At 66.0% G+C, this 20,942-nt stretch carries 21 protein-coding genes and 3 pseudogenes; 14 read left to right on the top strand and 10 right to left on the bottom strand.

The genetic code is table 11. The annotated features are described in order from the left end of the window. The first annotated feature begins 274 nt into the window (after positions 1–274). Positions 275–1,854, top strand: a pseudogene (locus tag AQ610_RS05850) (sigma-54 dependent transcriptional regulator). Between the two features lie 64 nt (positions 1,855–1,918). Beyond that, positions 1,919–2,422, top strand: coding sequence for a dihydrofolate reductase (locus tag AQ610_RS05845; RefSeq protein ID WP_006025759.1), 504 nt, complete (start codon positions 1,919–1,921; stop codon positions 2,420–2,422). A 108-nt stretch (positions 2,423–2,530) separates the two neighbouring features. Here the strand turns inward: AQ610_RS05845 and pmbA are convergent, their stop codons facing one another. Further along, on the bottom strand, positions 2,531–3,901 hold the full coding sequence (pmbA, locus tag AQ610_RS05840) for a metalloprotease PmbA (protein WP_006025758.1): 1,371 nt from the start codon (positions 3,899–3,901) through the stop codon (positions 2,531–2,533). Positions 3,902–4,055: 154 nt separating this feature from the next. On the opposite strand from pmbA, the gene yjgA reads away from it, so the two are divergent. Then, positions 4,056–4,661, top strand: a complete 606-nt coding sequence (gene yjgA, locus AQ610_RS05835) for a ribosome biogenesis factor YjgA (RefSeq protein ID WP_009913220.1) — start codon at positions 4,056–4,058, stop codon at positions 4,659–4,661. After that, positions 4,645–5,262 (top strand): molybdopterin adenylyltransferase, encoded by a 618-nt coding sequence (mog, locus tag AQ610_RS05830; protein WP_009913222.1) that lies wholly within the window; start codon positions 4,645–4,647, stop codon positions 5,260–5,262. Before yjgA ends, mog begins: the two co-directional genes overlap by 17 nt. A gap of 42 nt (positions 5,263–5,304) precedes the next feature. Here mog and orn read toward each other — a convergent pair whose 3' ends face one another. Continuing rightward, positions 5,305–5,910: an oligoribonuclease gene (orn, locus tag AQ610_RS05825; protein ID WP_009913224.1), complete on the bottom strand. Its 606-nt coding sequence runs from the start codon at positions 5,908–5,910 to the stop codon at positions 5,305–5,307. Between the two features lie 118 nt (positions 5,911–6,028). Here orn and AQ610_RS05820 point away from each other — a divergent pair, with 118 nt between their 5' ends. The 3 genes from AQ610_RS05820 (at position 6,029) to AQ610_RS05810 (ending at position 8,617) form a co-directional block, all read left to right on the top strand. Next, positions 6,029–7,288, top strand: coding sequence for a M48 family metallopeptidase (locus AQ610_RS05820; protein WP_006025754.1), 1,260 nt, complete (start codon positions 6,029–6,031; stop codon positions 7,286–7,288). Then, positions 7,285–8,229: a ribosome small subunit-dependent GTPase A gene (gene rsgA, locus AQ610_RS05815; protein WP_006025753.1), complete on the top strand. Its 945-nt coding sequence runs from the start codon at positions 7,285–7,287 to the stop codon at positions 8,227–8,229. Before AQ610_RS05820 ends, rsgA begins: the two co-directional genes overlap by 4 nt. 70 nt (positions 8,230–8,299) lie before the next feature. Beyond that, the gene (locus tag AQ610_RS05810) at positions 8,300–8,617 is read left to right on the top strand and encodes a putative signal transducing protein (protein WP_006025752.1); all 318 of its coding nucleotides are present in this window, start codon (positions 8,300–8,302) and stop codon (positions 8,615–8,617) included. A gap of 171 nt (positions 8,618–8,788) precedes the next feature. On the opposite strand, the gene AQ610_RS05805 is transcribed toward AQ610_RS05810, so the two are convergent. Both AQ610_RS05805 and AQ610_RS05800 read right to left on the bottom strand, forming a co-directional pair. Beyond that, complete coding sequence (locus tag AQ610_RS05805) at positions 8,789–9,727, bottom strand: CobD/CbiB family protein (RefSeq protein WP_006025751.1); 939 nt, start codon at positions 9,725–9,727, stop codon at positions 8,789–8,791. A gap of 101 nt (positions 9,728–9,828) precedes the next feature. Beyond that, the gene (locus AQ610_RS05800; RefSeq protein ID WP_009913230.1) at positions 9,829–10,512 is read right to left on the bottom strand and encodes a CoA pyrophosphatase; all 684 of its coding nucleotides are present in this window, start codon (positions 10,510–10,512) and stop codon (positions 9,829–9,831) included. Between the two features lie 292 nt (positions 10,513–10,804). Between AQ610_RS05800 and AQ610_RS32755 the strand changes: the two are divergent. Beyond that, positions 10,805–11,011: pseudogene (locus AQ610_RS32755) on the top strand (GNAT family N-acetyltransferase); the annotation flags it as partial. A gap of 206 nt (positions 11,012–11,217) precedes the next feature. Here AQ610_RS32755 and rplS read toward each other — a convergent pair. The 4 genes from rplS to rpsP all read right to left on the bottom strand — a co-directional run bounded on the left by rplS (position 11,218) and on the right by rpsP (position 13,540). Next, a complete protein-coding gene (rplS, locus tag AQ610_RS05795) occupies positions 11,218–11,607 on the bottom strand; it encodes a 50S ribosomal protein L19 (RefSeq protein WP_006025749.1) in 390 nt (129 codons plus the stop codon). A gap of 138 nt (positions 11,608–11,745) precedes the next feature. Next, complete coding sequence (gene trmD, locus AQ610_RS05790; protein WP_006025748.1) at positions 11,746–12,540, bottom strand: tRNA (guanosine(37)-N1)-methyltransferase TrmD; 795 nt, start codon at positions 12,538–12,540, stop codon at positions 11,746–11,748. A 1-nt stretch (position 12,541) separates the two neighbouring features. Then, complete coding sequence (gene rimM, locus AQ610_RS05785) at positions 12,542–13,243, bottom strand: ribosome maturation factor RimM (RefSeq protein WP_006025747.1); 702 nt, start codon at positions 13,241–13,243, stop codon at positions 12,542–12,544. Between the two features lie 42 nt (positions 13,244–13,285). Next, positions 13,286–13,540 carry a 30S ribosomal protein S16 gene (rpsP, locus tag AQ610_RS05780; protein ID WP_004189402.1) on the bottom strand — a complete coding sequence of 85 codons (255 nt, stop codon included), beginning with the start codon at positions 13,538–13,540 and terminating at the stop codon, positions 13,286–13,288. A gap of 165 nt (positions 13,541–13,705) precedes the next feature. On the opposite strand from rpsP, the gene AQ610_RS05775 reads away from it, so the two are divergent. Beyond that, a complete protein-coding gene (locus AQ610_RS05775; protein WP_043282374.1) occupies positions 13,706–14,863 on the top strand; it encodes a PQQ-dependent sugar dehydrogenase in 1,158 nt (385 codons plus the stop codon). Between the two features lie 109 nt (positions 14,864–14,972). After that, positions 14,973–15,440 (top strand): NINE protein, encoded by a 468-nt coding sequence (locus AQ610_RS05770; protein WP_009913234.1) that lies wholly within the window; start codon positions 14,973–14,975, stop codon positions 15,438–15,440. Between the two features lie 48 nt (positions 15,441–15,488). Here the strand turns inward: AQ610_RS05770 and AQ610_RS05765 are convergent. After that, positions 15,489–16,391: pseudogene (locus AQ610_RS05765) on the bottom strand (PA0069 family radical SAM protein); the annotation flags it as partial. A gap of 112 nt (positions 16,392–16,503) precedes the next feature. Here AQ610_RS05765 and AQ610_RS05760 point away from each other — a divergent pair. Then, positions 16,504–17,583: a PA0069 family radical SAM protein gene (locus AQ610_RS05760; protein ID WP_043282475.1), complete on the top strand. Its 1,080-nt coding sequence runs from the start codon at positions 16,504–16,506 to the stop codon at positions 17,581–17,583. Between the two features lie 61 nt (positions 17,584–17,644). Here AQ610_RS05760 and AQ610_RS32750 read toward each other — a convergent pair whose 3' ends face one another. Continuing rightward, a complete protein-coding gene (locus tag AQ610_RS32750) occupies positions 17,645–17,872 on the bottom strand; it encodes a helix-turn-helix domain-containing protein (protein ID WP_043302202.1) in 228 nt (75 codons plus the stop codon). A 191-nt stretch (positions 17,873–18,063) separates the two neighbouring features. On the opposite strand from AQ610_RS32750, the gene AQ610_RS05755 reads away from it, so the two are divergent. The 3 genes from AQ610_RS05755 to AQ610_RS35815 all read left to right on the top strand — a co-directional run bounded on the left by AQ610_RS05755 (position 18,064) and on the right by AQ610_RS35815 (position 20,647). After that, positions 18,064–18,585 carry an HAD domain-containing protein gene (locus AQ610_RS05755; protein ID WP_009913237.1) on the top strand — a complete coding sequence of 174 codons (522 nt, stop codon included), beginning with the start codon at positions 18,064–18,066 and terminating at the stop codon, positions 18,583–18,585. 731 nt (positions 18,586–19,316) lie between these two features. Further along, positions 19,317–19,760, top strand: coding sequence for a hypothetical protein (locus AQ610_RS35820; RefSeq protein ID WP_144411928.1), 444 nt, complete (start codon positions 19,317–19,319; stop codon positions 19,758–19,760). Between the two features lie 95 nt (positions 19,761–19,855). Next, on the top strand, positions 19,856–20,647 hold the full coding sequence (locus AQ610_RS35815) for a hypothetical protein (protein WP_144411927.1): 792 nt from the start codon (positions 19,856–19,858) through the stop codon (positions 20,645–20,647). Positions 20,648–20,942 lie beyond the last annotated feature (295 nt).

Here is a 20,942-nt window from a genome sequence, read left to right as displayed (position 1 = left end):
CGACGCGCGCTCGGCCCGCCGCCGCATTCGCGCGCCGCGCGCGCGTTCGCGATCACCGCATCGATGTCCGGCCGAACAGATTCGGCCGCGACGACGCACGGCCGCGCCGAGCGATACGACGCCGCCGGCGCGCCGACGTTTTCCCGCATCGAGCAACGCATGTCGTGCGCATCGCCGCGCTCCCGTCCTCGCTCCCGTCCCGAACCACCGCACATGCGTCGCAGCGACGCCGGCACCGCGCGCCGGCCGCTCGACATCCCCGCCGCCCGTCCGCATCGCCCGCGCCAACGACGCGCGCCACGCGACGACGCCCGCGACTCCCCCATCGAGCATTGCACGCCGCGCGCGGCCCCCGACACGTTCGGAACAACATCCCAACTGAGGTGCATCGTGCCAGACTTCCGCTCTCCCACCGATTGCGCGCCGCCCGGCCACGCCGTGCAGCGGTCCGCGTCACCGGACGACGCGGCCGCACGCCAGCTCGTCTACCTGTCGCGCACGCCCGACACGACGCTCGTCGAGCATCTGCGCGCGCGACGCTGGAACGTGCACGTCGTGCGCTCCGCGAACGAAGCGGCGCGGCGCGTGAAGCCGAATCAGCCGCAGGCGGGCATCGCCGATCTCGACGGCTTCGCGCCGCGCGAGCTGCCGACGCTCGAAGCGGTATTGCGCCAGCAGCAGGTCGGCTGGATCGCGCTCGCGGGCGACGCGCGCATCAACGATCCCGACGTGCGCCGGCTGATTCGCCAGTACTGCTTCGACTACATGCAGGGCCCGCCGCCGCACGAGACGATCGATTATCTGGTCGGCCACGCCTATGGGATGGTCGCGCTGTGCGATCCCGACTTCGCGGCGGGCGCCGCCGCCGCGACGGGCGATGAGATGGTCGGCGCGTGCGACGCGATGCAGCAGTTGTTCCGGATGATCCGCAAGGTTGCCGCGACCGACGCGACCGTGTTCATCTCCGGCGAATCGGGCACCGGCAAGGAGCTGACCGCGCTCGCGATTCACGAGCGCTCCGAGCGCCGCAAGGCGCCGTTCGTCGCGATCAACTGCGGCGCGATTCCGAATCATCTGCTGCAATCCGAAATGTTCGGCTACGAGCGCGGCGCATTCACGGGCGCGAGCCAGCGCAAGATCGGCCGCGTCGAATCGGCGGACGGCGGCACGCTGTTTCTCGACGAGATCGGCGACATGCCGCTCGAGAGCCAGGCGAGCATGCTGCGCTTCCTGCAGGAAGGCAGGATCGAGCGGCTCGGCGGGCACGATTCGATTCCGGTCGACGTGCGGATCATCTCCGCGACGCACGTCGATCTCGACGCGGCGATGCGCGCCGGCCGCTTTCGCGAAGACCTGTACCACCGGCTATGCGTGCTGAAGCTCGACGAGCCGCCGCTGCGCGCCCGCGGCAAGGACATCGAAATCCTCGCGCATCACATCCTGCACCAGTTCAGGAGCGACGGCGCGCGCCGCATCCACGGCTTCACGTCGTGCGCGATCGAAGCGATGTACAACTATCAGTGGCCCGGCAACGTGCGCGAGCTGATCAACCGGATCCGGCGCGCGATCGTGATGTCGGACAGCCGGCAACTGTCGGCCGCCGATCTCGATCTCGCGCCGTTCGCGGCGCGCCAGGCGACGACGCTCGCCGAAGCGCGCGAGCGCGCCGAGCGCCGGACGATCGAGGCGTCGCTGCTGCGGCACCGCAATCGCCTGACCGAAGCGGCGGCGGAGCTCGGCGTGTCGCGCGCGACGCTGTATCGGCTGATGGTGTCGCACGGCCTGCGCGAGCTGTCATGGGGCGCGCATCGCCCGGGCGCGAGCCATCCGAACGACGAAGCCGGGCCCGCATGACACGCGGCCGCGCGCCGCGCGATCCGGTAGAATCGGGCCCTTCCGGCATCTTTTTCTTCCCGTCATGACGACGCTGACCCTGATCGTCGCGCGCGCCCGCAATGGCGTGATCGGCCGCGACAACCAACTTCCGTGGAAACTTCCCGAGGACCTCGCATTCTTCAAGCGCACGACGATGGGCGCGCCGATCGTGATGGGCCGCAGGACGCACGAATCGATCGGCCGGCCGCTGCCCGGCCGCCGCAACATCGTCGTCACGCGCGACGCCGCGCGACGCTTCGACGGCTGCGACACGGTCACGTCGCTCGACGGCGCGCTCGCGCTCGCCGCGCGCGACGGCGCGGCCGAAGCGTTCCTGATCGGCGGCGCGCAGTTGTACGCGGAGGGCCTGCGCCACGCGGACAAGCTGATCGTCACCGAGATCGATCAGGATTTCGAAGGCGACGCGTCGTTTCCCGCGCCCGATCCCGCGCAATGGGAAGCCGTGTCGCGCGATGCGCATCGCGCGGCCGCGCCGAACGACTTCGCATATGCATTCGTCGTCTATCGTCGCAAGCGCGCCGGTTGACGCACGCGAGGCGACGCGCGATATCGCGGGCTCTCGCGCGACGACACAAAAAAAGCGCCGCTCGCCGCGGCGCTTTTTGCTTTTGCGCGATCCATGCGATCGCCGCGCTCACTGCCCCGCGATCGTCATCTGCTCGATCAGCACCGAACCCGTTTCCTTCGTGCCGCGCACGATCGAATCCGCGCCGATCGCAACGATGTGGCGGAACATTTCCTGCAGCGTGCTCGCCACCGTGATCTCCTCGACCGGGTACTGAATCTCGCCGTTCTCGACCCAGAAGCCCGCCGCGCCGCGCGAATAGTCGCCCGTCACGTAGTTCACGCCCTGCCCCATCAGCTCGGTCAGCAAAAGACCCGTGCCGAGCTTCTTGAGCATCGCGTCGAAATCGTCGGCGGGCGTCGTGAGCGCGCTCCTGAGCGCGATGTTGTGCGAGCCGCCCGCGTTGCCGGTCGTCTGCGTGCCGAGCTTGCGCGCCGAATAGGTCGACAGGAAATAGCCCTCGACCACGCCGTCCCTGACGACGTTGCGCGCGCGCGTGCGCACGCCTTCCTCGTCGAACGGCGCGCTGCCCATCGCGCGCGGCACGTGCGGGTCCTCGACGATCTGCACGTGCGGCGCGAACACCTCCTTGCCGAGGCTGTCGACGAGGAACGACGTCTTCCGATACAGCGCGCCGCCGCTCACCGCCTGCACGAACGCGCCGAGCAGGCCCGCCGCGAGCGGCGCTTCGAACAGCACAGGCACCTTGCGCGTGTCGAGGCGGCGCGCGCCCATCCGCGCGAGCGCGCGCTGCGCCGCGTAGCGGCCGACCGACTCGGGCGAAGCGAGTTCGTCCGCGCGGCGCTTCGACGTGTACCAGTCGTCGCGCTGCATGTGGCGGCCGGCGCCCGCGATCGGCGCGCACGCGATGTAGTGGCGCGAGTACGGATAGCCGGCGAGGAAGCCGCGCGTCGTCGCGAGCACGAACTGCGAATGCTGCGCGGACACGCTCGCCCCCTCCGAATTGCGGATCTGCGGACTCACCGCGAATGCGGCGTCCTCCGCGCGGCGCGCGAGGTCGACCGCTTCGTCGGCCGACAGGCGCCACGGGTGATAAAGGTCCAGGTCGCGCGGCTCGGTTTCGAGCAGTTCGGCCTCGGCGAGCCCCGCCGCGTCGTCCTCGGCCGTGAAGCGCGCGATGTTGTACGCGGCTGCGACCGTGTCCTTCAGCGCTGCGGGCGAGAAATCCGACGTGCTCGCATTGCCGCGCTTCTTGCCGATGAAGACGGTCACGCCGACCGTCTTGTCGCGGTTGTGCTCGATCGTCTCGACTTCGCCGCGCCGCACCGACACCGACAGGCCGTCGCCCTCGGAGATTTCGGTCGCGGCGTCGGTCGCGCCGAGCGTCTTCGCGTGCCGGAGGATGTCCGTCGCGATTGCCTTCAGTTCGTCTTGCGTGTGCGGGAAATAGTGCGCCTGGGCGTCGAGGTTTGCAGCCATCGTCGTGGTATCCGGTGACGGGCGGGTCGCCCGCATGTTTCGAAATGTGCGTATCCCGCGATCATAGCAAGGTCCGGCGCGAGCGACGCGGGTCGGCGACGCGGCGCGCGCCGCGCCGCGGCCGCGCGGTGCCCGGCGCGATACAATGCCGCCCATGACACGCAAAACCCGTATCCAACCGATCGAGCACGCCGGCGAGAACGCCGACCACGGCTACGATCGCCCCAGCAAATCCCAGTTGAAGCGCGACATGCACGCGCTGCAGGAACTGGGCGCCGCCCTCGTCGAGCTGCCGAAGGACGCGTTCAAGCGCATGCCGATGCCGGAAGATCTCGCCGACGCTGTGCGCGAAGCGCGCCGCATCACCGATCACGAGGGCAAGCGCCGCCAGATTCAATACGTCGGGCGCGTGATGCGCGCGCTCAGCGCCGACGAGACGGCCGCGCTGCGCGCGGCGCTCGACGCGCAGCGCGGCGTGAACAAGGCCGAGACGGCGCGCCTGCACTGGATCGAGCGCACCCGCGAGCAACTGCTCGCGAGCGACGATGCGCTGACCGCGTTCATCCGCGAGCATCCGTCGGCCGACGTGCAGGAGGGCCGCACGCTGATCCGCAACACGCGCAGGGAAGCGCAGCAAGGCAAGCCGCCGCGCTACTTCCGCGAGCTGTTCCAGTGGATCAAGACGGCGAGCGGCCCGGCCGGCGACGAAAGCGACGCGCCCGACCACTCACCGGATTCCGACGATGACGACGAAGCGTAACCACCCCGACGAACTCGTGATCGGCCTCGTGTCGATCAGCGATCGCGCGAGCAGCGGCGTCTACGAGGACAAGGGCATTCCGGCGCTGTCCGAATGGCTCGCGGCGGCGCTCGCGTCGCCGTGGCGCGCCGAGACGCGGCTCGTCCGGGACGACGCGCCGACGATCTCGGCCGCGCTCGTCGAGCTCGTCGACACGGTCGGCTGCGATCTCGTGCTGACGACGGGCGGCACGGGCCCCGCGCGCCGCGACGTGACGCCCGAGGCGACGCTCGCCGTCGCGACGAAGGCCATGCCGGGCTTCGGCGAGCAGATGCGCCAGATCAGCCTGAATTTCGTGCCGACCGCGATCCTGTCGCGGCAGGTCGCGGTGATTCGCGAAACCGCGGATCACGCGGCGCTGATCGTGAATCTGCCCGGCCAGCCGAAATCGATCAAGGAAACGCTCGAAGGGTTGCGCGGCGACGACGGCAAGGTCGAGGTGCCGGGCATTTTTGCTGCGGTGCCGTATTGCATCGACCTGATCGGCGGCCCGTACGCGCAGACGAACCCGGCCGTGTGCGCGGCGTTCCGGCCGAAGAGCGCGGTGCGCGCGCCGAAGTGACGGCTGCCGCGGCGGCGGCGATCGGCGCGCGCCGCCCGCTTCTTACGCTGTCTCGCCCGCCGGCGCGGCCGGAATCAGAAAACGCTCGCGGTAATACTTCAGCTCGTCGATCGACTCGTGGATGTCGGCGAGCGCGGTATGCATCGCGCGCTTCTGAAAGCCCTTGTAGATCGCGGGCTGCCAGCGCCGGCACAGCTCCTTGAGCGTGCTGACGTCGAGGTTGCGGTAATGGAAGAAGCGCTCGAGCTCCGGCATCCAGCGCGCCATGAAGCGGCGGTCCTGGCAGATCGAGTTGCCGCACATCGGCGACTTGCCGGGCGGCACGTACTGGCCGAGAAACGCCTCGATCTGCGCGGCGGCGTCCGCCTCGGTGACGCTCGACGCGCGCACGCGGTCGATGAGGCCGGAGCGCCCATGCGTGTTCTTGTTCCAGTCGTCCATCTTTGCGAGCGTCTCGTCGCTTTGATGGATCGCGAGCACGGGCCCCTCGAGCGCGATGTCGAGGGTCGAATTGGTGACGACGACGGCGATCTCGATGATGCGGTCGGTGTCCGGGCTCAGGCCCGTCATTTCCATGTCGAGCCAGACGAGGTTCAGTTCGTTGCGAACGAGCACGGGCTGGCCGGCCACGGCGGAGATATCGGTCATGAGCAATCCTGGGAAATGAGCGGACGGCGCGCGCGCCGCCGGGCGGGCCGGCAAACGACGAGCGGGCCGGGTCCGCAAGATCATATAATTCTCGCATAGATACCCACCAGCGCCTTCGATGTCCGCCTATACCTTCACCCTGCTCTTCGCCGTCGCGGTCGTCGCGATGACGGGCACCAAGCTGTGGCTCGCGTCGCGGCAGATCCGCTTCGTCGCCGCGCATCGCGGCCGCGTGCCCGCGCAGTTCCGCGAGACGATCCCGCTCGCCGCGCACCAGCGCGCCGCCGACTACACGATCGAGCGCACGCGGCTCACGATGTTCGAGATCGTCGTCGCCTCGGCGGTGCTCGTCGGCCTCACGCTCCTGGGCGGCGTCGGCGCGCTCGATTCGCTGCTCGCCGGCTGGCTCGGCCACGGCTACGGCCAGCAGGTCGCGCTCGTCGCGGCGGTGCTCGTGATCTCGGGCGCGATCGATCTGCCGTTCGACTACTACCGCCAGTTCGGCATCGAAGAGCGCTTCGGCTTCAACCGGATGACGAAGCGCCTGTTCTTCGCCGATCTCGCGAAGAACGCGCTGCTCGGCGCGGCGCTCGGCCTGCCGCTCCTCTTCGTCGTGCTGTGGCTGATGAACCAGGCGGGCGCGCTGTGGTGGCTGTGGACGTGGATCGTGTGGGTCGGCTTCCAGATGCTCGTTCTCGTGCTCTATCCCACCTTCATCGCGCCGCTCTTCAACAAGTTCGAGCCGCTGTCCGACGACGCGCTGCGCACGCGCATCGAAGGGCTGATGAAGCGCTGCGGCTTCGCGGCGAAGGGCCTCTTCGTGATGGACGGCAGCCGCCGCTCCGCACACGGCAACGCGTATTTCACGGGCTTCGGCGCATCGAAGCGGATCGTGTTCTTCGATACCTTGCTCGCGCGCCTGACGGGCAGCGAGATCGAAGCGGTGCTCGCGCACGAGCTCGGCCATTTCAAGCGCCGCCACGTGATGAAGCGGATGCTGTGGACGTTCGCGCTGAGCCTCGCGCTCCTCGCGCTGCTCGGCTGGCTCGCGCAGCGCGCGTGGTTCTACATGGGCCTCGGCGTGATGCCGTCGCTCGCGGGCAGCAACGCGGGCATCGCGCTCGTGCTGTTCTTCCTGTCGATGCCGGTGTTCCTGTTCTTCGTCACGCCGCTCGGCAGCCTGAGCTCGCGCAAGCACGAGTTCGAGGCCGACGCATTCGCCGCGCACCAGACCGACGCGCGCGATCTCGTCAACGCGCTCGTGAAGCTCTACGAAGACAATGCGTCGACGCTCACGCCCGACCCCGTCTACACCGCGTTCTACTACTCGCACCCGCCTGCGTCGCAACGGATCGACCGGCTGCTCCAGCACTCATGAAGCGCGCGCCGACGAAGCAGCCGGCCAGAGCCGCCGCGCGCGGCGGCGAGCGCGCCGAAGGGCGCGTGATCGCCGCGCACGGCCGCCACTACATCGTCGCGCCCGCCGGCGGCGGCCCGATGCTGCAGTGCTTTCCGCGCGGCAAGAAGAGCGATGTCGCGGTCGGCGACCGCGTCGTCTACGAACGAACGTCGGCCGACCAGGGCGTGATCGTCGAGATCGGCGAACGGCGCAACCTGCTCTACCGCTCCGACCAGTTCAAGTCGAAGCTCTTCGCGGCGAATCTCGATCAGTTGCTGATCGTGCTCGCGACCGAGCCGTATTTCAGCGAAGACCTGCTCGGCCGCGCGCTGATCGCCGCCGAGGCGAACGAGCTGAAGCCCGTCATCGTGCTGAACAAGATCGACGTCGAGGCGGCGCTGCCCGTCGCGCGCGAGCGCCTTGCGCCCTACCGCGCGCTCGGCTACGACGTGCTCGAGATGTCGATCAAGGGCGCGCCCGACGACGCGCGCGCGCAGCTCGCGCCGCGCCTGGCCGGCCATTCGACGATCCTGCTCGGCCAGTCGGGAATGGGCAAGTCGACGCTCGTGAACCTGCTCGTGCCGGACGCCGAGGCGGCGACGCGCGAGATCTCCGCCGCGCTCAACAGCGGCCGCCACACGACGACGTTCACGCGCCTCTACCCGCTGCCGGACGGCGGCGCGCTGATCGATTCGCCGGGCTTCCAGGAGTTCGGGCTCTATCATCTGACGGAAGGCCGCCTCGAGCGCGCGTTCCCGGAGTTCCGGCCGCTGCTGCCGCACTGTCGTTTCTATAATTGTCATCATCTGCAAGAGCCGGGCTGCGCGATTCTGGAGGCAGTCGCCGACGGCAGGGTCGCGCCGTCGCGTCACGCGCTGTACGCGCAGCTCGTGCACGAGGCGAGCCAGATCGTCCGCTAGCCAGGCGGCCCGGCGGGCCGCGCGCCGCCGCCCTCGCCGCCTATTCGCCATGCACGGAGGAAACGCCGCAATGCGCTTCAAGGCCCCCGATCTCGCAACCGCCCAGCACTGGGCGAACGTGCTCGACGTCGCAGGCGTGCGCTGCGAGCTGCACAACTGCTACGCGCTCGGCGCGCTGGGCGGGCTGCCGATGGATGCGTGCCAGCCGGAGATCTGGCTCGACGACGAGCGCGACGAGGCGCTCGCGCGGCGGCTGATCGAGGCGGCGTCGGCCGGGCCGCCCGCCGGCGCGGCGCCGTGGCGCTGCGCGCGCTGCGGCGAGACGCTCGACGCGCAATTCACCGCCTGCTGGCATTGCGGCGCGAGCCGCGATCCGCGTGACGGTTGACGCGCGGCGCGACGCCCGCCCCCGCCGCGAAGCAAGCGCCGTCCGGGCAGCCCTGGAACACCGGAGCACCGAAGCAAGCCGGAAATCGGCACAAAAAAGCCGGCTCGAAGCCGGCTTACTCGTTGACGAACCTTGGCGCGACGACACGCGCGCGGCATCCGCCGCACCGCATCACGACACCCAGACCGCGATCGTCAGCATCAGCAGGAGTAGCATCCACAGGATCACCGCGCGCCACACGAGGCCGACGGCCGACTGCAGCGTGCGCGGCGAGCAGTCGTCGCCGACCGTGATCGGGCCGCTGTCGCCCGCCGCGAGCGCATCGACGCTCGACGGCTCCGCGAGCGGGCCCGCGAGCCGCGCGCCGAGCGCACCGCTGCCGGCCGCGAGCAGCACGCCGTCGTTCGAGTCGGGCCACTGGCGCGTGTGATTGCGCCAGGCGTAGATCGCGTCCTCGAAGTTGCCGACGATCGCGAAGCCGAGCGCGGTCAGGCGCGCCGGCACCCAGTCGATCGCGAAGAACGCGCGCTGCGCGAACGTCGAGAACGCTGCGGTGCGATCGTCCGCCGGCACCGACCAGCTACGCGACAGATATTCGGCGATCCGGTACAGCACCGCGCCCGCCGGGCCGATCGGCAGCACGAACCAGAAAAACACGCCGAACACGTGACGATGCGACGCGACGACCGCATGGATCAGCGTGTGGCGGACGATTTCGCTGACCGGCATGTCGACCGTGTCGATGCCCGTCCATTCGCGCAGGATGTCGCGCGCGCGCGGCACGTCGTCGTTGTTGAGCGCGAGATGGATATCGGTGAAGTAATGGCTGAACTGCCTGAAGCCGAGCGTGAAGTACACGACGGCGACGTTCCAGAGGAACGCGAGCACGAAGCTCACCTTGTACAGCAGGAAATAGACGAGCCCGACGCCGAGCACCCACGGCAGCACGACGATGAGCCACGCGAGCACGCCGTGCTTCTTTTTGCCGGCGTCGAAGCCGTGCGCAGCCGATTCCGCATGAGACTGAAACAGCGCGAAGACCGGATTGCTCGGCGACAGCGCGCGGACCTGTTCGATGATGAGAGCAAGGAGAACCGAGAAGAAAGTCATGCGAAGGGCCGTGCCGTTCTGGGATGATTGATTTTTCGCGTAAAGATAGCACAGCAGGCGCGTCGGATGGCTCCGGCTTGCGCAGACTGTGGCGCCCGCCACTAGGCCGCGAGAAAGCGATACAGGTTGCGCAGCATCCCGGCCGTCGCGCCCCAGATGAAATACTGGCCGCCGACCGGCCCGCGCGGATACGGCATCGCGAAAAAGCGCCGCTCGCCGCCCTCCCAGCGGAACACCCTCACCTGGTGATGCGCGGGGTTCATCAGGAAATCGAGCGGCACCTCGAAGATCTCGGCCACTTCGAGCGTATCCGCCTGCACCGTAAACGGCGGATGGACGAGCGCGACAACGGGCGTCACGCAAAAGCCCGTGCCCGTCAGATAGTCGGGCAGCGCGCCCAGCAATTCGACGCGCTCGTGCGAAAGCGCGATTTCCTCGTGCGCCTCGCGCAGCGCGGTGGCGTTCGCGTCGCGGTCGTCGGGCTCGCGGCGCCCGCCCGGAAAGCTGATCTGGCCGGCATGATCGTTCAGGTGATCCGCGCGCTGCGTGAGCAGCACCGTCAGGCCGCGCTCGCGCACGACGAGCGGCACGAGCACGGCCGCACTGCGCGGATCGACGCTGTCGGCAAGCTGCGCCTCGGCGGGCTCCTGCGTCCATTCGGGCGGCTGCGCGAAGCGCTCGCGCAGGCCGGCCGGGGTCAGCAACGACGGCGGGATGGCGGGCAGTCCGGTGCCGGTCGTCTCGATCGGCAGCACTTCGGGGTCGATGATGGGGCGACGGGTCAAGGGACGCTCGGCTTGGAATGGATACGACCATATTGTCGCGCCGAAAAGAAAAAAACGCCCGTCGGGGCCGCTCGCCGGACGGCGCCCGTCGTCGGCGAGCGCGGCGTTCGCCCGAGATTCGGCCGCGCATTCAGCCGCGCATTCAGCCGATACGCTCGTCGGGCCGTGACGCGCTACGGGGGGCGCAGGAGCGATATCGACTGCGGCCCGACGGTCGAATGCATGCTAGTCATCGCGCCAAACGTCGCGCGAAATGCGAATGGCAGGATTCGGCAACGCGGCGCCCGCGGCGGGCCGCGCCCCGCTCATCCACGACCCTCGCCTCGACGCGATGTCGTTCTACGTGTCGACGTCGTCGAATTGCGAGGTCGTCAGCTACGCGGCGCTCGTGCGCATGACGATCTCACACGCCGGCAAATGCTTGTCGATCGGCGGTTTGAGTTGGGTCGCGACCGATCCCGGCACCGTCTCGGCGGCGACGCACGAACACCGCGCCTCGCCGCCCATCGGCCACACGGGAGCACACGCTAAACGACCGCGCCGGTCGCCGCCGCGACGACCGGATGCAAAAAAGCCGCTGCCTCGCAGCGGCTCTCGACAGCCGGCCGAAAAAAAAAAAGCGCCGTGCGGAAAACCTCCGCACGGCGCTTTTCCACGCCTGGCGAAACGCACGCCGAACGACTCCCGGCGCGCGTCCGACTGCGCTTACTGCTGCGCAGCAGCGGCGCGATCCTTCGACACCAGCTTTTCCTTGATTCGAGCCGACTTGCCCGAACGCTCGCGCAGGTAGTACAGCTTCGCGCGGCGCACGTCGCCGCGGCGCTTCACGACGATGCTCGCGAGCAGCGGCGAGTACGTCTGGAACGTACGCTCGACGCCTTCGCCCGACGAGATCTTGCGGACGATGAACGACGAGTTCAGGCCACGGTTGCGCTTCGCGATCACGACGCCTTCGTAAGCCTGAACGCGCTTGCGGTTGCCTTCCACCACGTTCACGTTCACGATCACCGTGTCGCCCGGGGCGAATTCGGGGATCGTCTTGCCTGCGAGCGCGCGCTCGATCTCTTCCTGCTCAAGTTTTCCGATCAGATTCATCACTGACTCCTAAAGCCATCTTGTCGACGTTTGCGCCCGCCTGCTTCCAGGCTCGGCCCCGATAGAGGATGGATTCACATCAGGCGCCGCGCACGCATGCGCGGCACCGCCAAATTCGCAAACGAAAGCGCCGCCGCCTCAGGAGGCCTGCTTCGCTTCTTTCGCGAGACTTGCAAGCCATGCCTCGTCGGCCCGGCTCAGCAACTTTTCGCGACGCGCCCGCGCAATCAGGTCGGGGCGCTTCGCGAGAGTGTTTCTCAACGCTTCCTGCCGGCGCCAGCGCTCGATCTCGGCATGATGTCCACCGAGCAGCACGTCCGGCACGCGCGCGCCCTCGTACTCCTCGGGACGCGTGTAATGCGGGCAATCGAGCAGCCCGTCGGCGAAGCTGTCCTGCACCGCCGATTGCGCATCGTTCAGCACGCCCGGCAGCAGTCGCACGACGGCGTCCATCAGCGCCATCGCCGGCAGTTCGCCGCCCGACAGCACGAAATCGCCGAGGCTCAGCTCCTCGTCGACGCAACGGTCGATCAGCCGCTGGTCGATCGCCTCGTAGCGCCCGCACAGCAACACGACGCCCGGCTCCGCCGCCATCCGCGCGACGCGCTCGTGCGTGAGCGGCGCGCCCTGCGGCGACATCATCACGACGCGCGAGCTCGCAACGCCTTGCGCCGCCTGCGCGGCCTTCGCCGCACCGATCGCCGCCTCGAGCGGCTTCGCGAGCATCACCATGCCGGGGCCGCCGCCATACGGGCGATCGTCGACGGTGCGGTAGTTGTCGGTCGTGAAATCGCGCGGATTCCACGTGCGCAAGCCGAACCGCCCCTGCTTCACCGCGCGGCTCGTGATGCCCCAGTCGGTCAACGCGCGAAACATCTCCGGAAAGAGTGTGACGACGTCGAACTGGATCGCGCTCTGCGTGGCTTCGTCCATTTCAGTAATCGGCTTCCCAGTCGACGACGACGCGTCCCGCCGCCTGCTCGACCGCCTTCACGTACACGCCGACGAACGGAATCAGCCGCTCGCCGGTTTTCGGCCGACCATCCTTGCCCGTCGCCGGATATTCGACGCGCATGATCGAATGCACGCCGTTGTCGATCAGGTCGGCGACCTTGCCGAGCGCGACGCCCGCCTCGTTGACGACGTCGAGGCCGATCAGATCGACCCAGTAGAACTCGTCGGCGGCGAGCGCCGGGAAATCGCCACGACGCACGAACACGTGAAAGCTGCGCAGCGCAAGCGCCGCATCGCGATCGGCCGAGCCGGCCGGATGCGCGACGACCGTGTCGCCGTGCAGCTTCGCCTGCGTGACGCGCACGAACTTCCGCTCCGCATCCCGCCCCACACCCTTTTGCAGCCACCAGTCGCGGGCCTCGAGAAGCGCATCGCCGCCTCGCCCCGCACCGGCATGGGCCGCGAGCTTGATCCAGCCCTTGAGGCCGTACGCATCGACCACCGCGCCGACCTCGACCGCATCGTCCGGCCATGACTGCACCGCATCGACGCAACTTGCTTCCGAATCAACCGCGCCGTCGCGCCCTCCCTTCTCGGGCGCGCGCTCGACCGGCTTGCGGACGAATACGCCGAACGACGGCGACCGCCCGCGCTTTGCATTACCGGAATCGTGACCAGCCATCAACGAACCTCACAGCCGGCACTTCCGGCACGCCGCGCCATATCAGGCAGCCGGCTGCGCCTTTTGCGCCTGCTTCACGAGACGCTCGACGGTCGGCGACAATTGCGCGCCGACGCCTTGCCAGTACGTCAGACGGTCTTGAGCGATGCGCAGCGCTTCGCCCTTCGTCGCGACCGGGTTGTAGAAGCCGACGCGCTCGATGAAGCGGCCGTCACGACGGTTGCGCGAATCGGTAGCGACGATGTTGTAGAACGGGCGCTTCTTCGAGCCGCCGCGAGCCAGACGGATGATGACCATATGAAATCCTTCGGGAAAACCGGGTTCGAAAACTACTGAAACGGGCGATTATAGCCCGAAACCGGTGGCACAACAAACACTTACCTGTCAAAAAACCCGGTCGCCGGCGCTGGAGGCTTACAATCGATCTGTTGCGCGCTCCGCGCTCGCCCGCCTTCGCCCGCCATGCGCCCTCTCATCGCCCTGTCCCGCATCGTTTTGTCAGGCCCGCCGGCGGTGCTGCATGCGGCAGCCGTCGCATGTCTCGTTCTTGCCACAATTGCCGCCCCCGCCGCGTCGGCCACGCTGCCGGTCGGCGAACTCAGCGTACCGCCCGGATTTCGGGTCCAGGTGCTCGCCGACGACGTGCCCACGGCGCGCGAAATGGCGTGGTCGCCGCGCGGCATTCTCTACGTCGGCAGCATGGACGGGCGCGTGCATGCGCTCGTCGTGCGCGACGGCCATGTTCGCGAGCATCACGTGATCGCGTCGGGGCTCGAGATGCCGGTTGGCGTCGCGTATCGCAACGGCGCGCTCTTCGTGTCGGCCGTGTCGCGGATTCTACGCCTCGACCGGATCGACGAGCGGATCGCCGCGCCGCCGAAGCCCGTCGTCGTCACGGACGCACTGCCGACCGACCGCCATCACGGCTGGAAATTCATCGCGTTCGGCCCCGACGGCAAGCTCTATGTGCCGACGGGCGCGCCGTGCAACATCTGCGTCGCCGACCGGGACCGCTACGCGATGATCGGCCGGATGAACGCCGACGGCAGCGGCTACGAGGTCTACGCACGAGGCGTCCGCAACACCGTCGGCTTCGCGTGGCATCCGGCGACGCACGAACTCTGGTTCACCGACAACGGCCGCGACCTGATGGGCGACGACCGCCCCGACGACAAGCTGAATCGCGCGCCGCGCGCGGGACTCGACTTCGGCTACCCGTTCTGCCACGGCGGCGACGTGCTCGATCCACAGTTCGGGCGCGGCCACGCGTGCGCGAGCTACGCGCCGCCCGTGCTCAAGCTGGGCGCACACGTCGCCTCGCTCGGCATGCGTTTCTACACGGGCGACATGTTCCCGCCCGAATACCGCGACAACATCTTCATCGCCGAGCACGGCTCATGGAACCGCAGCCGCAAGGTCGGCTACCGGGTCGTGCGCGTGATCGCGTCGCCCGACGGCCGCGCCGCGCGCCAGGAAGCGTTCGTCCAGGGGTGGCTGCGGCCCGACGAAAGCGTCTGGGGGCGCCCCGCCGACGTGCTGCCGCTGCCGGACGGCTCGCTCATCATCAGCGACGACTACGCGGGCGCGATCTACCGGATCACCTACGATGCGACGCATTGACACAACCGTAGCGTGACCGCACCGCGCCCAACATCGTAGAATGCGAGCCGACCCCGCCGCTCCCGGGCCTCACCCGGGCGTCCACGAAGAAGACCCATTGCCTCCCGACATGTCCAGCAGCACGTCCACGCCGCCCCGCTTCCGCTCGAAGACGCTCACCGCACTGCTCGCTTTCCTGCTCGGCTCGCTCGGCGCGCACCGCTTCTATCTGTACGGCTGGAAGGACCTCGCAGGCTGGGCACACCTGCTCGCGACGATCGTCGGCATTCCCGGCTTCCTGCTGCTCGCGGCATCGGGGCGGGCCGCCGCGCTTGGCTGGTGGCTCGCCGCGCCCGGCGCGATATCGCTGCTCGCCGCGTTTCTCGCGGCGCTCGTCTACGGACTGCGCGCCGACGACAAGTGGGACGCGCAATTCAATGCCGCGACGGGCCGCCAAAGCCGCTCCGGCTGGGGTGTCGTGTTCGTCGTCATCTTTTCGCTGCTGATCGGCGCATTCCTGCTGATGACCGGGCTCGCGCTCGCGTTCCAGACGTACTTCGAATCACAGGTCGAGGCCGCCAGGCAAATTTCGCAATGACGCATCCGCCGGCTCTGCCGGCGCGACACGACGCATCGCCCACGTCGCTCAGAACAGGCTGAGCTGCGACTGATCTTCCGAGTGGCCTTCCGCTTGCGCCGCCGTGCGCGGCCGCGCGAGCGACCGCGGCAGTTTCGAGCGCTGCGCGCAAAACTGCGAAAAATCGAGAATCCCTCGCGCGCGTTCGTTCAGCCCGCAGCGCTTGACCGCCATCCGGAAGCGCTGCTTGAGCAGATCGGCCCACATCCCTTCGCCCTTCATCCGGCGGCTGAAATCCGCGTCGTAATCCTTGCCGCCGCGCATGTCCCGCACACGCGCCATCACCCGCTCCGCGCGATCAGGGAAATGTGCGGCGAGCCATTCAGTGAAAAGCGGCGCGACTTCCCACGGCAGCCGCAGCACGATATAGCTCGCGTGCGTCGCCCCCGCGTCCGCGCACGCCTCGAGCACGCGTTCGAGATCCGGTTCGGTGACGAACGGAATCATCGGCGCGACGCTCACGCCGACCGGCACCCCGGCGTCGCGCAGCGCACGGATCGTTCGAAGCCGGCGCGCGGGCGTCGCCGCACGCGGCTCGAGCGCACGCGCGAGTTCGGGATCGAGCGTCGTGATCGTGACGGCCGCCATCACCTGCCGGCGCTCGGCCATCGGCGCGAGCAAATCGAGATCGCGCTCGATCAGCGGCGACTTCGTGATCGCGGCAAACGGCTGACCGTGGTCATGCATCACCTGGATCACCTGCCGCGTGATCCGCAGTTCGCGCTCGACCGGCTGATACGCGTCGGTATTCACGCCGAGCGCGATCGGCTCGGGCACGTAGCGCGGCTTCGCGAGTTCGCGCTCGAGCAACTCCGCGGCGTTCACCTTCGCGTAGATCCGGCTCTCGAAATCGAGCCCCGGCGACAGCCCGAGATAGCTGTGCGTCGGCCGCGCGAAGCAGTAAATGCAGCCAAGTCTTATACGTCACGCACCTTGTTCAGTACAGCCGCAAAGCTATACGAGGTTGCTACGCGCAGAAAATTACTGTACATATATACAGTAATACGATGGCAGAGTGATTGTTGTGAAAACCCAACAGATTGACTTCGTCAGGGGCAGAGGTGCGGCAACGAACCGAACGTCGAGGTTCGATGACTGGGAGCGTTCGCCTGATGATGAACGAGGAGCTGCAGACGCTGCCCAGGAGACCAAGACCGGCTGGCGCACAATAACTACCGAGGAGACAGCGCGGAGAATCATTTCTCGGAATCAATCCCCTGACATACCGTTCGACCAATCAATCAACCCCTACAGGGGCTGCGAACACGGGTGTTCGTACTGCTTTGCTCGCCCGACGCACACCTATCTTGGGTTGTCGGCAGGCCTCGACTTCGAAACGAAGCTATTTGCCAAGACCAACGCCGGGGAGCGACTTCGGCGTGAACTGTCTCGGGTCGGATACAAGCCGTCAGTCATCGCACTGGGAACAAACACCGACCCATATCAGCCGATTGAGCGCGAGCTGAAGATAACAAGGGGGATTCTGGAAATTCTGGAGGAGCATGACCACCCCGTGGCGATTACCACCAAATCTGCCTTGGTGACCCGCGACGCCGACGTCCTCGCACGAATGTCCCAAAAGGGTCTGGCTCGCGTGTTCGTCTCCGTCACCACGCTGGATGGGGCGCTCGCGAGAAAGATGGAACCCCGAGCCAACGCCCCGTTCAAGAGACTTGAAGCGATAAAAATCCTTGCGGATGCGGGAATACCGACTGGCGTTATGGTCGCTCCCGTGATACCTGCGCTGAACGACTTCGAAATTGAACGAATTCTCGAAAAGGCAGCAGACGCCGGGGCAGAAGCGGCTGGGTATGTAATGCTGCGCCTTCCACTAGAGGTTCGAGACCTCTTCGTCGAGTGGCTGGCGGTGCATTACCCGGACAAGCAGCGACACGTGCTGAGCCTGATTGAACAAGTGCGCGACGGTAACCTTAACGACTCGACGTTCGGTCAGCGGATGCGTGGCACCGGCATCCTGGCAGAGCTCATTCAGAAGCGCTTTTCGATGGCTTGTCGCCGGCTCGCCCTCAACACCCACCGACGGCAACTTCGCACCGACCTGTTTCATCAAGTCCAGGAGAAAACCCAACTATCCCTCTTTTAAGAACTAGCCGCCGGGTCCCCCCCACGCACACACTCTCTCAAACACTAGGCGACATAGCGGACTACCCTCGTGCAGCAACTTCAGCAAGTCTCAGTAGTTCCGACGCGGCGATGTCAAGCGCGTCGGCTAGGGCAAACAGTGAGTCAAGGGCGATTTTGCTCTGTCCGCGTTCAATCAAAGAGACGAAGTTCCGATGCAGGTTCGCTTTTTCAGCGAGCGCTTCTTGTGTAAAGCCCTTGGCAAGCCGGACTTTCCGAACGGCCTCCCCAAAGGCGGCGATACGGTCCATCTATCCCCCGACGTCAGACAATCGGGGAAGTGTCCCGGCACTTAGCGCAACAATCTACACAATATATTGTGCAAGACGCTTTGCGGCTTTACAATGCACAGTATATTGTGAATTGGCGCTGCTGGCAGCTACAAAGACCCGGGCCCAGCGGACGCACTGCTCCATCCTTTTCAATTCCAACCAAGACGGCCATGCGTTCAGTTCTTTTCCTGGATTACGACGGTTGCCTGCATCCCCACGATGTCTACCTCGTCGACGGGGTACCGGTCATGCGCAGAGACGGCCCGCAGCTATTCGAGCACGCCAACTTGCTCGCAGAACTGCTTGAGCCGTACCCCCAGGTGCAGATTGTTCTCAGCACGTCCTGGGTGGCTAAGTTCGGAATGATTCGGGCAACACTGTATTTGCCCGCAGCTCTGCAGCAGCGAGTCGTTGGGACGATATACGAGTTCCGTACTGACAAGACAGAGTGGGCCGAGCTCAGCCGGTTTGACCAAATCATGCGATATGTGAATGCAAATGACGTCAAGTCCTGGGTCGCTTTGGATGACGACAATAATTGTTGGCCCGAATGTTTTGAACGCCATCTCGTTTGCCCGATTCCCCGGCTCGGTCTCGGTGAGCCTCGCATTCAGAAGGAGCTTGCGGACAAGTTGCGGTCGGTCCATGACGCTGTCCAGCAGCGCCAGCGCCGTCAGCTCAACGAAGCTTGAGGCCTGTCGGGAGCTCTTGTGACGATATGGCAGTCGCGACCCGTAGCCGACATTCCGGAAATCGTGTTGCAGGCATGGCGAATTCTCGAGACCGATATCGGCGAGCGGCACTTTGTTGGCTTCCGCCCCGACCGAGGAACGGGGCGCGTGAGCTCTGCAATCGTTGAATGCGACATGCGCAATCGTGTCGGTGTAACCTGCTCCGGTCGCAGGTACGTACTCAATGGCCCTCCAGGTGCCGACCTTGAGGAAGGTGACTACACTTGGACTGCTTGGTGCCAAGTCAATCACATTAGCACCTACAGAGACGTAACCGACGAAATGCTCAAAGACTTGCGGTAGACCACATCGTCATGGCATCCGAAATCTTCTCCTGGGGTTATACCGCTTGGCGCTCGCAGCGTCCCAACGGTTTCGAAGTGTGCGGGTTTGTTGATGGTCGAGAGGTATCTGTTCTCTCAGACACGCCGGACTCTGCAGAGCGGCAGTTCTGTCGCGCTGCTCGCAGCGCATGGCTACGTCGGAAACTACGGCGTCTTTGTGGTCTGCCGGCGCGCGAATCAGTACCTCTTAGTTCAGCAGACACATATCAGGACGTCTCACTCGCCCGGATGCTCGCGGCCATCTTGAAAGGCACCGCAGAGGGGATGTGCCAGCAACTTGCAGGGGTGGTAGGTCGCCGACTTTAAAGGCCACCAGCAAGACTCCTTAAAACAAACAAGACGAAGTGGATGAAGAGATTAACGCTTGCGGCCACTGCGGCAGTTTTGATTGCGGGATGCGCTGTCACGCCTGGTATCGTCAATAAGCCAGCAGCCACCACCACAACTAAAACCGCCGCTGTCCAAAAGCCGACGACGCTCCCGACGCCGAAGGCGGTAGGAGCATCGAATCAATGCTTCATCCGCCATCCGAGCGGCTACGACGGTCTGCTGGTTTTCGGTGGTGTGAACACCCAAGGCCAATACCATTCGTGCGCCCCAGGTGCAACGTTGGAGATTACGCCCGCCTCGGCTGACTTCATCGGGGAACTCGTCTCCTACGTGTGCGACGCAAACAAGCCTGTCACCCAGACTCAGGTCCTGGACGGCACCGCAGTTCGGGTAACGTGTGTCTTTCGCGACAATGGCATCCCCCAGTATGTGCAAGGCGTTCACATGCAGGTCGTGCGATGAAGTACATGGTGGCAACAGCGGATAAGGCCTGCACAGCGGACGAGGAGACGCTGCTGACCACAGCCAACGCGGCCACCGAGCTGGGATGAAACGCAATGACGTTGTGGGACGATACTGAGCGACAAGCACTTGCCGCGACGCGTCAGATGACGCGGTCCGGCGAGTTGCTGAGCGAAACGGCGTTCCGCCGGCAACTCCGCGTCAGCGCGAGACGCTTCGCATGTCTGATTACGAACGGGAGTGTTTTTGCGATAGATGTCGATAGAGTCCAGTATTTTCCGGCGATACTCGCTGCCCGCGAGATTGACCTCCGACGTTTGCATTCAATCTGCCGCATTCTCGTTCCAGCTCCGCCGTGGAGCAGGTTTGTCTATCTGACCTCGCGCCACGCAAACATTGGCGGCATTTCACCAGTCGACGCGCTGCGAGATGAGAAGCAATACCGCCTGTTACGGCGTATGGCGTCCGCGTGGGCCGCTGAGTGGTCGCGAACGTCGGTGTCGATTTATGCAGGCCACCACGAGGAAGTACCCGTCGATACGGAACCTATCTTGACAGCGGCTGACGAGGTGGACCCGAGGACAAGTCTCTGGAAACGTGCAACGGCAGCTTTGCGAGTGGGCGGGTACAGACACCCGAGCGGGCCATACCCATCGGTTAGCGTCTTCACCGTGTTCGTCGTGCGCCATACTGCTGGCGAGACGACGACCATTCCAGAGGCGCGTATCCATGTGACCATCGACCACGGGACGGCACGGGCATTGTTTGTTCCTTGCAACGAATCGGACTACGAAATTAATGAAATCTCGGTCGCGTCCGCTGTCAGCGTCGTCGACGTTTTGCTCCGTACAATTACAAAGGCGGCAAAGAGCCAACGGTCGGCATGACGTACTTACTTTTCGAGCGCTGCTACCTTTGCTGTGAGTCGAGGTCGCGCATCCGACGCTGAAGGCTTGTCGGGGAACGACGCCCCATGAGGTCAGATGACTACTGTGCCGTGGGTAAGTCTTCCCGTGGTGGCCGGTGCGCAGAAAAGTGCTTTTTAAGAAGCGTCGTGACTTGCTCGCCCCCTTGCGCAGCATCCGATTGGCATGCCGCGTTGAAACTCCGATTCCATCATTCGACAGACTGCTTCACTGTACGATTCGAGACCGACACAGCCGCCAAGCTTACCTCCGACGT

Origin of the sequence: Burkholderia humptydooensis (assembly GCF_001513745.1) — a bacterium.
Lineage (GTDB): Bacteria > Pseudomonadota > Gammaproteobacteria > Burkholderiales > Burkholderiaceae > Burkholderia > Burkholderia humptydooensis.
This window is presented reverse-complemented; position numbering and strand designations above follow the sequence as displayed.

Coding starts and splice junctions, on each gene's coding strand:
- AQ610_RS05805 (WP_006025751.1), bottom strand. CDS start 9,727: ATGACTTTCTTCTCGGTTCTCCTTGCTCTCATCATCGAACAGGTCCGC.
- rimM (WP_006025747.1), bottom strand. CDS start 13,243: ATGGCTGGTCACGATTCCGGTAATGCAAAGCGCGGGCGGTCGCCGTCG.
- mog (WP_009913222.1), top strand. CDS start 4,645: ATGACGACGAAGCGTAACCACCCCGACGAACTCGTGATCGGCCTCGTG.
- rplS (WP_006025749.1), bottom strand. CDS start 11,607: ATGAATCTGATCGGAAAACTTGAGCAGGAAGAGATCGAGCGCGCGCTC.
- orn (WP_009913224.1), bottom strand. CDS start 5,910: ATGACCGATATCTCCGCCGTGGCCGGCCAGCCCGTGCTCGTTCGCAAC.
- AQ610_RS05775 (WP_043282374.1), top strand. CDS start 13,706: ATGCGCCCTCTCATCGCCCTGTCCCGCATCGTTTTGTCAGGCCCGCCG.
- AQ610_RS35820 (WP_144411928.1), top strand. CDS start 19,317: ATGAAGAGATTAACGCTTGCGGCCACTGCGGCAGTTTTGATTGCGGGA.
- AQ610_RS05755 (WP_009913237.1), top strand. CDS start 18,064: ATGCGTTCAGTTCTTTTCCTGGATTACGACGGTTGCCTGCATCCCCAC.
- AQ610_RS05845 (WP_006025759.1), top strand. CDS start 1,919: ATGACGACGCTGACCCTGATCGTCGCGCGCGCCCGCAATGGCGTGATC.
- pmbA (WP_006025758.1), bottom strand. CDS start 3,901: ATGGCTGCAAACCTCGACGCCCAGGCGCACTATTTCCCGCACACGCAA.
- AQ610_RS32750 (WP_043302202.1), bottom strand. CDS start 17,872: ATGGACCGTATCGCCGCCTTTGGGGAGGCCGTTCGGAAAGTCCGGCTT.
- AQ610_RS05770 (WP_009913234.1), top strand. CDS start 14,973: ATGTCCAGCAGCACGTCCACGCCGCCCCGCTTCCGCTCGAAGACGCTC.
- AQ610_RS05810 (WP_006025752.1), top strand. CDS start 8,300: ATGCGCTTCAAGGCCCCCGATCTCGCAACCGCCCAGCACTGGGCGAAC.
- AQ610_RS05820 (WP_006025754.1), top strand. CDS start 6,029: ATGTCCGCCTATACCTTCACCCTGCTCTTCGCCGTCGCGGTCGTCGCG.
- rsgA (WP_006025753.1), top strand. CDS start 7,285: ATGAAGCGCGCGCCGACGAAGCAGCCGGCCAGAGCCGCCGCGCGCGGC.
- rpsP (WP_004189402.1), bottom strand. CDS start 13,540: ATGGTCATCATCCGTCTGGCTCGCGGCGGCTCGAAGAAGCGCCCGTTC.
- trmD (WP_006025748.1), bottom strand. CDS start 12,540: ATGGACGAAGCCACGCAGAGCGCGATCCAGTTCGACGTCGTCACACTC.
- AQ610_RS35815 (WP_144411927.1), top strand. CDS start 19,856: ATGACGTTGTGGGACGATACTGAGCGACAAGCACTTGCCGCGACGCGT.
- yjgA (WP_009913220.1), top strand. CDS start 4,056: ATGACACGCAAAACCCGTATCCAACCGATCGAGCACGCCGGCGAGAAC.